The sequence below is a fragment of the Paenarthrobacter sp. PH39-S1 genome (assembly GCF_030063245.1).
Taxonomy (GTDB): Bacteria; Actinomycetota; Actinomycetes; order Actinomycetales; family Micrococcaceae; genus Arthrobacter_M.
This window is the reverse complement of sequence record NZ_JASISR010000066.1, coordinates 1-9,933: the sequence shown is the minus strand read 5'-3', so window position 1 is coordinate 9,933 and position 9,933 is coordinate 1. Positions and strand designations below refer to the sequence as shown.

The following is a 9,933-nucleotide window of genomic DNA, read 5'->3' as shown; positions in this document are numbered from 1 at the left end:
CTCCGGTTTGTCCGCGTCGCCCTGCCCGCGGAGGTCGGGGGCGTAGACCCTGAAGCCAGTTAGCAGCGGTACCAGGCGGTCGAAGCAGCCGCGGGATTCGCCCCATGGATGCAGCAGCAGCACTGGCGGCGCGTCGGCGTCGCCCTGGACGAGACACGGCACCGTGATGCCTGTCCGGAGCCTGAGATCCCGGACCTCGGATTCCATAGCCTCAAGGTAGCCGCGCAAGTGGACCGTGGGCAAGGCTCATGCCAGACGCTGAGGCTCAGTAGAGGATGTGCTGGTAAAGGACGTGGTCCTGCAAGGTGCCTGCGATCTTGAAGCATTCCAGCCAGTAGGCCCCCGATTTAGGAGACATGCCCTGGCCCCTCTGCCCAACTGAACGAACTCATCAACGTTGCACTAGCCACTTGAGACCACCGGAGCATGGTGTCAGAAAATTGGGCAAAGCCCAGCGAGAGAATCGGCAGAAATGTCTCATAACCCATGAGTTGGGAGACGTCTCGCCGCTCGAGCGACGGCTGCGGCGGCAGTGCTCCAATTTTCGCGGAGTCGTGCGAGTTCGTCCGCGGCCGGCAATTCTCATAACCATGTCTCGAAACTTTCGGGTTGAATCGGTGTATCCACCGTTAGTTACGAGCGGTGGAGCCGCTTCGCGGCGTTGTGGTGTGAGGAAACGGGCTTGTGGCTGGGTTGGGCAGCGGTGGATGATGGTGGTGCCGCGGTCGACGCCGGTGTGTCTTAGTGCTTTGAGCCTGTTTACGAGCGTGGTGTGGAGGGCTTCCACGGGAACCGTGGATTGGTGCCGCATGCCCAGCGTCATCAGGCGTGATGAGCCCGTTTAGTAGATTCCTGAATCATTTTCCCCGCCCTTCCCGCGGCACCCGGCACCACCAGCCGGTGGTGCCGTCGGAATCAAGGGAAGGAGACGATGATGGACATCGTGCACGAACGCGCTGCGGGAATGGATATCTCCAAACGCGACGCAAAGGTCTGTATCCGGATACCAGGGGCGCGACTTGGAACATTCAGCAAGACCGTGACCACGTACGGAGCGACGACGAATGAGGTCGTACGGTTGCGCCGTGATCTGGAGGCGGCTGCGGTGACGGTGGTCGTGATGGAGGCCACCGGCGACTACTGGAAACCGTTCTATTTCCTGCTGGCGGAGTCGCTGAACGTGGAATTGGTCAATGCGAAAGCGGCCCGCAATATCCCAGGACGCAAAACCGATGTTTCCGACGCGACGTGGTTAGCGGAACTCGCCGCCCACAACCTGTTGCGGGCCAGTTTCGTGTCGAACACATGAGCGCACGGCTCGCGCTGGTTGACCGCGCCCATCTGGTTGACTCTAACCGCATCAGGGCGATGGTCGTGGAGAGCATGGGCGGCATTGCGGGAACCTACTACATGGTCGCCGCCCTGCTCTTGGCGGAGCTGGCCATCACCCACCCGCAGCAACTGACGGACACCCAGTACAATCTGCTGCTCTCTCCCCTGGAGGCCGCGGAACAGGTTGACGGAACGGTGCACGCCGACCGTGATGCCCAATCCACCTACATCAACGACCAAAGCGCGGAACACCTCAACGCCGGGCAGCCGGTGAGCAGCGCCGACACGAAGAAAAAGGAACTCGTCGGCCAGTTCACCAACCGCGGGAAGACCTGGCGGCCCGCCGGGGACCCGGTGCGCACCAGCGTGCACGACTTCCCCGACCCGGACCTAGGTAAAGCCAACCCCTACGGGATATACAACGTCACCGCCAATGACGGCTGGGTCTCGGTCGGCACCGACCACGAAACCGCCGCGTTCGCCGTGGAAACCATCCGCCGCTGGTTCGACCAGGTCGGCCAACACTCCCACCCCACGGCCCGGCGCCTGCTGGTCTGCGCCGACGGGCGGCGGATCCAACGGCTACCGGCTCCGTGCCTGGAAAACCCAGCTCGCGGCCCTGCCGCCGAAACCGGGCTGGCCATCACGGCCGCACACCTGCCACCGGGCACAAGCAAGTCGAACAAGATCGAACACCGGCTCTTCTCCCGCATCTGTCATGAACCGGCGCGGCCGGCCCCTGACCAGCCACCACGTCATCATCGACCTCATCAGCGCCACCACGACCCGCACCGGCTCACGGTCCACGCCGAACTCGAGGACAATACCTACCCCGCGGGCATCAGAATCAGCGACACCGAGATGGCGGACCTGCCCATCAACCGCCACGAATTCCACGGCGAATGGAACCACACCCTCAACCCCGACAACACCATAACCGCGTGTCATTTACTGCAAGGCCTAACCCCATGGTCCGTGTACAGGTCATCGCCGCGAACCCCGGCCGCCAACAAGTCCGCGACCTGCCGGGTCCGTATCCTGGACCCGGGTCGAAACCCTCGCGTACCTGATCAGCTTGGTCATGCCCGCCTGGTTGGTTGATGACAATGAATCCGATGATTGCCTGCGATACATAGTAGCGAGACACCCCGAGGCCTGCCCCTTGAATCCTCAACCTTGTGAATCGCAGAGGTATTTGGCGTGGTTCTCGCAGTGCTAAATGGCCGGAGGGGTGCGCCGTTTGAGGCGGCTTGCGGTCGGAGTCGAGCTACTCCTCAGGAGCAGGTTCTCAGGAAGAGCGTGGCGCCGGGGCGTTCATGGAAGGTCACCACGTGGCCGGTGTCGTCACGGAAGACGGCCTTGGAGCCTGCCACGGTGATGGTGCCCGGCTGGTAGGGTTGGCCCAACCTGCAGGGGGATTGCCATGACCGTCGTCCAGCGGCTGGTCGGCAACAAAGAATGTGTACTGCACCTGTGTCACGTAGATGCCGCAGTGCGTGTAGAGAAAGAAGGGGATACTCAAGACGCGGTCATTTTCGGAGTTGCCGTGGGGTCGGTTGTCGGCGCCGCCGGCGGGGCGCATCCGCTCAGCACCGCCAAGGCGGCTGCCGCGGCGGCGATGCTTCGAACTGTCATACACCAAGGTTCTCTGGCGATAACTGCGCCGGTCAAGGACCTGCGCGGCGACTTCGGAAAATGGCACCCGGTTCCCATCCGTTCCATGGACGACCGTGAGTGAGACATCGGGAACTGCTGTCTTGGAATACAACTGTTTTTCAAGACATCCAACTGGCCCCGACGGGAGACACGCTGCACTCCCGCCGTGCCGCCAATAGGCGGGTCTCGGTAAGCCGTCTCCTGGCCTGGCGTGTCTCAGGTGCACCTTGTAGGGGTTCATGGGGCAGATTGCAGTCATGGCACTTCTCGGATAGATCAAGGATCAGCCGTTCCACGAACAATCTCCATGATCAGGACCCCGTAAACAAGGTCCCGAGACATGGTGTAAACAAGGTCCTGAGACAGGACACTTCAACAATGATCCCTTGCCTACTTCAGGAGGTCTGGGGCTGGGGGGTGTAGATCAATGAGAGCCCCAGGTGGGGAACATCCAGGGCCATTCGATGCTGGTCCGGAGATCCGGATTTGATCCGCTCGCCAACCAAGTACATCCCGGAGTTGCCGAGAATGACTCGGTTGCTGGCGTTGACGAGGGCGGCATCGCCTGGGATGCCGCGCAGCTTTGGCATGATGAGGGGTTCCAGGTCCTTGATCCGAATGTCGCATCCCGCCACCCCCGTAAAGTTTCCATGAACGGAAACCGGTGCCGCGAACGTAAGGATGTATTCCTCGAAGCCGAGATAGTCTACATACGGGCCCCAAAGGGTCTGCTCACCTGTGGAAGCGGCGGTCGAGAAGAACGGTAGCTTTTCGTAGTTGTAATACCGATGGCTACCTGGAGTCAGGTCAAAATCGAGCCTGCCGATGGCACCGGATTCCTTGCGGGACCACCATTCCAAAGCTCGGCTGCCCTCCTCAACGGATTCCGCGGCGAAGAAGGCCCCGGCGCCGACAGCAAAAGTGTTCCTCGTCAGGAACTCCCGTGACAATTCGTCCAAACCGACCAGTGCAGCCATATCGACCTTGGACTTGCCGACGAGATTTCCTTCAAGCCGCGTGGCAACGTTTCTGGAGAGTTTCTTGACCTCGGTGGAGACGCCGCTAAACCACGAAGTGAGGGCATTGGCAGCATGTACGACTTCCGTGGTGGGGTTCATTGGCCATCCTGAATTGATTGGGCGTAACCGAGGGTGAGTTTCGTGTCAATGAGGTGGAAGAGGTTTCGCCTGATGTGCTCAAGCACCAGTTTCTGTGCCTTCTCGGGTTGGTCCTGGGACACTGCCCGGACCAACTCCAAGTGTTCAGCGGTTGCCGATTCGGGGTCAAATGCCACAGCGAGGGGGGTCCATAGCTGTTGAACTGTTTCTTCCTGAAGCCGGATTTCGGCATCGGTAAGCCTCGGTGATTGCGCCGACACTGCCAATTCGATATGGAAGCGGCTGTCAGCAGGTGCACGCTCCTCGGGGGTCGTGGCCAGAACCAATGCTCGCGCAAGTTCCTGAAGACGGTCGAAGTCGTGTGCTTCCGCACGCTCACATGCCAGACGCACGGTCGTTGCCGCTATAGCCGAATGTTCATCTCCGATGTCGCGTATTTCCGAAATAGACGTCGAGAGAAACCAATCCCGTATGGTGTCGGTCTGAGGTTGAGGCTGATTGACGACAAAGGTTCCCCCGCTCCGGCCTCTGCGAGTCTCGACGACTCCCCGCTCGCGCAGTTCCCCCAAAGCTTCGCGAAGGGTCGCGCCGCCCACCCCAAACATCTCCGACAGTACCGCTTCGGGGGGCAGGCGTTCCCCTACTTTGAGCATCCCGAGGGTGATGCCCGTGCTAATTCTGTCAACAATCGCATCGGCCCTCTCAATTTCGGGCAAGGACCGATAGATCTGCGACTGGAATGGGGTCGACGAGGCCAAAAATCTGCGCTCCGAAAATGGGTTGCGAGTCGGGTCAATTCTCAGTAGTCCTGACAATACTTAAAGGACTTTGATTCTTCTTAAGAGTCTATACAAATAAATCCTTCAGTCCCCCGGCTTTCAACCCGACCGGCTTCCGCCCTCAAGACAGTGACACAGGGAGGGTCCCCCCATCCAGTGACACAGGAAGGGTCCCTCGTCATGGCCGACTCCTGCCGGCCGGCAATCAGCCTGTGCCAGGAGAACGGCCTCGTCAGCGCTTTCCGTTTCAATGACGAAATGGATGAAGTCATCCCACCCTCGCGAACCAGTCTTTCGGAGTCGAGCCACCAGTCACGCATGTCCTGCCCATGGACAGGTGTTGGACGGTTGTCGACGGCCAAAGATTGTGCCACGAACGGCAAAGTCATCCTGAGGTTCTCGGACGTCTGAATCAAGTGAGGGGACGGCGGGTGATAAGGCCCCACCCGGGCTGTCGGCAACTGTCGAAAACCGACGGCGAGATTCCGGGCGCAGATCCCGCAACCGGACCTGGCGGATTTCACGCGCCTAGCATTAACGGCCCAGTTCTCCTGAAGGTCTCGTGAGCTGCCAAGTTGGGGTGTACCCCAAATGTCATTTTCCAAAGTCGTCTGCACAAATTTCAGAAGTCGTCTGCACGGATCCTATTTCGGGTTCAGGAGCCTGGCCCCGTCGGGGCGCAGTTCCCCTGTCGGGGAGACGTGGCGGTAGAGGGTCTGGCGGGTGATGCCCAGTTCCTGGCAGAGGTCGCTGACCTTGGTCCCGGGCTTGCCCATGGAGGCCATGGCCAGGCGGACCTTCGCGGGGGTCATCTTGAACGGCCGGCCGCCTTTCCGTCCGCGGGCGCGGGCGGAGGCGAGGCCGGCGAGGGTGCGTTCGGAGATGAGTTCGCGTTCGAATTCGGCCAGGGCGGCGAAGATCCCGAAGACCAGCTTCCCGGACGCGGTGGTGGTGTCGATGGCTGCGCCCTGCCCGGTGAGGACCTTCATGCCGATGCCGCGTTCGGTCAGGTCATGAACGGTATTGACCAGGTGGTGCAGGTTCCGACCCAGCCGGTCCAGTTTCCACACCATCAGGGTGTCCTCGTGGTCGCGCAGCGCCTTCAAGCACGCGGCGAGTTCCGGGCGGTCGTCCTTCTTCCCGGAGGCCGTGTCCTCATACAGCTGCTTCGGCCCAACGCCCTCCGCTGTCAGCGCGTCGCGCTGCAGGTCCGTGGTCTGGGACCCGTCAGTCTTTGAGACCCTCATGTACCCGACCAGCATGATTTTCCCCTGTTATTTATACGGCCGTTTAAGTGACAACCGGAACCACAAACGACACGTATCCAGAAATTGTCACTTAACCCGTTACTTATAGTAAGCCATGCAAAGGGGCTGCCGTCATTATTATGTGACGAAAACTCCAGTGGTATCCCACACTGGGGGAACGTATCCCCGGAGTCTCCTGCTGTGGTGGTTTCACGGCCAGGGACCGGCCTTGCACCTGAGGCCCGCCTTGCTTGCGAGGGGATTGACTGCAGTAGGAAAACATTTATTCCTAAAAAGACTCGACTAAATGGATTCCTAGGCGTATTTTTGCTATACGGAAGTAACGTATGTGTCTGGCATCACACCGGCAGGGCTCGGAGCAGAGCCCGGCTGGCCCTCTAGAACTAGGGGATGTCGGGTTCGCAGGCAGTCCTTCCCGGAGCCCCAACCGGGGGTTCTGGCGTGATCTTCGGCGCAGTGTCATATGCACCCAACATGAACAGTTTAGTAATCCAAAGGATCTTTGACGTGGGAACCACGCCGTGATGCTGAAACCCCAGACGGCCGTTGAGGGGCACCCGTAGCCTGACCACCGCAGTTAATCTTCCGCTTCCCAGCAATCCGACCTGACTGAAAGAAGATCATGGCAGCACATATCCACACCCTCGCAGACTATCGGGACGCCATCGGGCAGTTCACCACCTACCCGGAAGCCGGTACCGGCTCGCACCGCGCACGGCGCCACGTCACCCTGGGAGTCTACGGAAAAATGATCGGCGCCGTCTCCCAGGTCTATCAAACGGCCGAACACGACGATGCCGGCGTATTCACCGAAGGACGCCTGTTCGACCTGAAGCGGCAGATGGGAGATTCGCTCTGGTACATCACCCGTGCCATCATTGAGCACGGTACACGCTGTGCCGGCCTGATCTGGGGCCGCAGTCTCGCCGACCTGCTCCCGTCCGGGCACGTTGAGCTGAACACCATTGAAGCCTGGGTGAGTTCCCCGCGCACCGTGGTCCTGACCGACTTCACCGACTTCCAGGACGTACTTGCCCTTCTGCATACCCTGGCCTTCGCGGCAGCCCGCCATGGCTGGACGCTGCAGGACTTGGCCTGGGCCAACGTCGCCAAACTCACCGAACATGCCGGCGGCCACGTCCTGCAAGGAGCAGGCGCACTTGTTGCCTCATAGCAATACCTCCGGGAAGCTGAAGCGACCCCGGTTCCAGGTGCTGCCCGGCCGTATCGGCCCGGCGCCGGTCCAGGCCGACTAGGAAGTCCTCCCCGGCCAACTGCGCCGAAGCCATCGAAAGTAGCAGCTGCCCACCGGAGAGGCCACGGTTGCGTTTTTTCACCGGCCCGATATTGGCGTCCAGGGCTGCGGTAATCCCCAGCACCCGGTCCACCTCCCGCACCGCCTCGACCCCGGTAGCCGGTGTCAGGGCCACGCCCGGGGCACCAATCCGCACCCGCCGTGCACGCGCCCGCCTACCTGCCCGCACACCGGATTTCTTGCCCCGCCTCTTGCTCCGTAAACTTGCCACCGAACAGGACACCGCACGAAGAACAACCCCGCAACTTCCCTGCAGCAGGGACCAGCTGCCAGGAGGAAATTGTGAGAATCGTGAAAGCCCGGCTGCGCGATGCCCCGTCCCTGGCCTGGGTCGCAGCCCAAGCTTTCGCCGCAGAACACTCCAGTGCCGGCGTTCGCCGCCGCGCCGCTCTCGCCTACCCCCTGCACTTGTTCTCTGTCCTGCTCGTTACAGCACAAGGACAGTTGTGGCACTGGAACCGTGCAGCCTTCATCGGCATCGGACGCCCGGGCTGGGACAGCCACTGGACCATTGTGTCGGCTTCCTTGCTCTCCTGCACCGGCTTCCCCTGGCCAGCGGGGCCCGCATCCGTGGCTAAAATGGTCGGGCACGCCGACGGCGTCGTTCGACATGGTGGTGCTGAACCAGAAGAGCTGCTGTCCTCTGCCATGGAGGCGCCCAAGCGGGTGCGCGGCTGCTTCGAAGGGAGCCAGGAATTGATGGAGCATTGCCACGACGTGCCAGCACGGCATGGTGGCCAATTACGAGAGCACTTGCGGGACCTGCCGGAAATCCAAGACCGGACGTGGGCGCGTGCACAGGGTGGGACATGACCACGCATCCGGAAGCTGGGATCCATGGTGGTGAGCCGCACCGCCCAGACCTAGCCCAACGGCTTAACTGGCTGCGTGCAGGCATTTTGGGCGCCAAGGACGATAGTTTCCGTTGCTGCAATTGTGGTCGGTGTCGCCGGGGTGAGCACGAGCTCGGGCCCGATCCTGACGGCAGGCGTGGCGGCATCCAGGGGAGGCGTTCCCACCTTGGCCATGGGCGCCGAGACGGCGTAAAGCCGACCCAAGCATGGGGACACTCGGGCCGCCGGCAGGGGTGCCAAGCCGCTTGCCAGGATGTTGCCAACGACAGTGGCCCCGGATGCCAGGCGGAGGGCGGCGGAGGGGGCGAATCAGGGCGGCGTAGAATGGCAAAAGTAGTAACCGTAATAATATTACTAAGATTACTACTTAGGGAGAGCCATCATGGCCGAACAGTCAGTCAAGGGTCGCGTTTACGCCGCCGCCGAGCACATCAGCGCCACGGCGAGCCCCACCGTCGCCACGGTGCGCGAAGCCGCCGGGGTGTCCAACGCCGACGCCGGCCGGTATTTGAAGGAATGGCGCGCAGAACGCGACAGCGCCGGCTCCAAGATCGCAGCCACCCCACCGGCCATCACCGAGCAGGCACTGCGCCTGGCCGGTACCATCTGGGAAGAAGCAGTCCGCGCCGCTACGGCCGAGCACGCCGTCATCCAAAACGCTTGGCGGGAGGAAAAGGTCCTCAAGGACCGTGAAATCACTGAACTCGCCACAGACCTCGACACCGCTACCCGCACCCACCAGGAAACCATCACCGAACTGAACACCCGGATCGAGGAAGCCAACCAGAGCGCCCGCGACAACGCGAGCTCCGCTACCGAGGCATGCGAACAACTCAACCTCGCCGCTTCCAAGCACGCCGAGGACATTGCCGAGCTAGAAAGCCAGCTCGCTGAAGCCCGCGCCACCATCACTACCCTGCAACAAACGCAGGAAGCCCTCATCGCCCGCATACAACCGGCCCAAGAGGCGAAGCCTGCCCGACAGGGCGGAGGGCCCAAGAAGGGCTAATCCATGGCAGCTTCTCGCGGGCCTGGCTGGTCATGTCGACGTACAAACAGAACAGGACTGCCGGCCTGTCCTGTTTAGTCTCCACTTTTTTCATCCCGCAATGGACAGCATCCCTCACACGGTCCAGAGCCTGGCGGGTGGTCCGCTGAGTCTTCATCGCAGTGGTCGTTGTTGATTGGTTGCAGAGGACTATGCAGCGGAATGCAGTTCCGTGCAGGGCACTTCGGACACATCCATATCCACACTCGTCTGCAGAACCCGTGATTCCCCGGGCGCGCGTGCAAACCACTCCTGAAAATGACACTTGGCTATGCCCGGGTCAGTACCCCGGATCAGGACACCGAACTGCAGATCAGGGAACTGGAAGCTGCGGGCTGCAGGCTGCGAACGTATCTACCGCGACCACGGGGCCAGTGAGACCAAGGCCAGCTGGCAAATACGGCGTGATGGTACGGCTAGTCCGGGTAGGTGGTACTGTGATCTCTCTGGACATCGGTTACAGCATCACTCACAACATCGCTTACAGGATCTCTCATGACATCGCTTACAGGTATCAGATGCGTGGCAGACCCGGGTTTGACCACAGGCTTTTCCGATAATGA

General features: G+C 61.2%; 12 protein-coding genes and 1 pseudogene. 8 read left to right on the top strand and 5 right to left on the bottom strand.

Features of this window, described 5'->3' with window-relative positions:
* A partial coding sequence (locus QMG52_RS21000; protein ID WP_349361782.1) for an alpha/beta fold hydrolase occupies positions 1-243 on the bottom strand: 243 nt, incomplete at its 3' end.
* A gap of 691 nt (positions 244-934) precedes the next feature.
* Here QMG52_RS21000 and QMG52_RS20995 point away from each other — a divergent pair.
* The 3 genes from QMG52_RS20995 (at position 935) to QMG52_RS20980 (ending at position 3,070) form a co-directional block, all read left to right on the top strand.
* Complete coding sequence (locus QMG52_RS20995; protein ID WP_283562350.1) at positions 935-1,309, top strand: IS110 family transposase; 375 nt, start codon at positions 935-937, stop codon at positions 1,307-1,309.
* A complete protein-coding gene (locus QMG52_RS20990; protein WP_502920589.1) occupies positions 1,306-2,433 on the top strand; it encodes an ISAzo13 family transposase in 1,128 nt (375 codons plus the stop codon). The genes QMG52_RS20995 and QMG52_RS20990 overlap by 4 nt, the downstream gene beginning before the upstream one ends.
* A 322-nt stretch (positions 2,434-2,755) precedes the next feature.
* Positions 2,756-3,070 carry a hypothetical protein gene (locus tag QMG52_RS20980; RefSeq protein ID WP_283562349.1) on the top strand — a complete coding sequence of 105 codons (315 nt, stop codon included), beginning with the start codon at positions 2,756-2,758 and terminating at the stop codon, positions 3,068-3,070.
* Between the two features lie 313 nt (positions 3,071-3,383).
* Here QMG52_RS20980 and QMG52_RS20975 read toward each other — a convergent pair whose 3' ends face one another.
* The 3 genes from QMG52_RS20975 to QMG52_RS20965 form a co-directional block, all read right to left on the bottom strand.
* Complete coding sequence (locus QMG52_RS20975) at positions 3,384-4,106, bottom strand: cache domain-containing protein (protein ID WP_283562348.1); 723 nt, start codon at positions 4,104-4,106, stop codon at positions 3,384-3,386.
* Positions 4,103-4,822, bottom strand: coding sequence for a FadR/GntR family transcriptional regulator (locus QMG52_RS20970; RefSeq protein ID WP_283562347.1), 720 nt, complete (start codon positions 4,820-4,822; stop codon positions 4,103-4,105). The genes QMG52_RS20975 and QMG52_RS20970 overlap by 4 nt, the downstream gene beginning before the upstream one ends.
* Positions 4,823-5,529: 707 nt before the next feature.
* Positions 5,530-6,147 (bottom strand): recombinase family protein, encoded by a 618-nt coding sequence (locus QMG52_RS20965; protein ID WP_283562346.1) that lies wholly within the window; start codon positions 6,145-6,147, stop codon positions 5,530-5,532.
* A gap of 628 nt (positions 6,148-6,775) precedes the next feature.
* Between QMG52_RS20965 and QMG52_RS20960 the strand changes: the two genes are divergently transcribed.
* Positions 6,776-7,327: a hypothetical protein gene (locus QMG52_RS20960; RefSeq protein ID WP_283562345.1), complete on the top strand. Its 552-nt coding sequence runs from the start codon at positions 6,776-6,778 to the stop codon at positions 7,325-7,327.
* On the opposite strand, the gene QMG52_RS20955 is transcribed toward QMG52_RS20960, so the two are convergent.
* Positions 7,269-7,637: a hypothetical protein gene (locus QMG52_RS20955; protein WP_283562344.1), complete on the bottom strand. Its 369-nt coding sequence runs from the start codon at positions 7,635-7,637 to the stop codon at positions 7,269-7,271. The genes QMG52_RS20960 and QMG52_RS20955 overlap by 59 nt on opposite strands.
* Positions 7,638-7,750: 113 nt before the next feature.
* Here QMG52_RS20955 and QMG52_RS20950 point away from each other — a divergent pair, with 113 nt between their 5' ends.
* From QMG52_RS20950 to QMG52_RS22050, 4 genes and pseudogenes are all read left to right on the top strand, one after another.
* A complete protein-coding gene (locus tag QMG52_RS20950) occupies positions 7,751-8,281 on the top strand; it encodes a hypothetical protein (RefSeq protein ID WP_283562343.1) in 531 nt (176 codons plus the stop codon).
* Positions 8,278-8,500 (top strand): annotated as a pseudogene (locus QMG52_RS20945) (VIT1/CCC1 transporter family protein); the annotation flags it as partial. The gene QMG52_RS20950 and the pseudogene QMG52_RS20945, both read left to right, overlap by 4 nt.
* Positions 8,501-8,704: 204 nt before the next feature.
* Positions 8,705-9,331 (top strand): DNA-binding protein, encoded by a 627-nt coding sequence (locus QMG52_RS20940; RefSeq protein ID WP_283562342.1) that lies wholly within the window; start codon positions 8,705-8,707, stop codon positions 9,329-9,331.
* A 297-nt stretch (positions 9,332-9,628) separates the two neighbouring features.
* Entirely contained in the window at positions 9,629-9,748 is a 120-nt protein-coding gene (locus QMG52_RS22050) for a recombinase family protein (RefSeq protein WP_349361781.1), read from the top strand.
* The last annotated feature ends 185 nt before the right edge of the window (positions 9,749-9,933 follow it).

Excerpts from the sequence above, each read along its gene's own strand:
- QMG52_RS20940 (WP_283562342.1), top strand. The coding sequence starts at position 8,705 with ATGGCCGAACAGTCAGTCAAGGGTCGCGTTTACGCCGCCGCCGAGCAC.
- QMG52_RS20995 (WP_283562350.1), top strand. The coding sequence starts at position 935 with ATGGACATCGTGCACGAACGCGCTGCGGGAATGGATATCTCCAAACGC.
- QMG52_RS20980 (WP_283562349.1), top strand. The coding sequence starts at position 2,756 with ATGACCGTCGTCCAGCGGCTGGTCGGCAACAAAGAATGTGTACTGCAC.
- QMG52_RS22050 (WP_349361781.1), top strand. The coding sequence starts at position 9,629 with ATGACACTTGGCTATGCCCGGGTCAGTACCCCGGATCAGGACACCGAA.
- QMG52_RS20975 (WP_283562348.1), bottom strand. The coding sequence starts at position 4,106 with ATGAACCCCACCACGGAAGTCGTACATGCTGCCAATGCCCTCACTTCG.
- QMG52_RS20960 (WP_283562345.1), top strand. The coding sequence starts at position 6,776 with ATGGCAGCACATATCCACACCCTCGCAGACTATCGGGACGCCATCGGG.
- QMG52_RS20990 (WP_502920589.1), top strand. The coding sequence starts at position 1,306 with ATGAGCGCACGGCTCGCGCTGGTTGACCGCGCCCATCTGGTTGACTCT.
- QMG52_RS20965 (WP_283562346.1), bottom strand. The coding sequence starts at position 6,147 with ATGCTGGTCGGGTACATGAGGGTCTCAAAGACTGACGGGTCCCAGACC.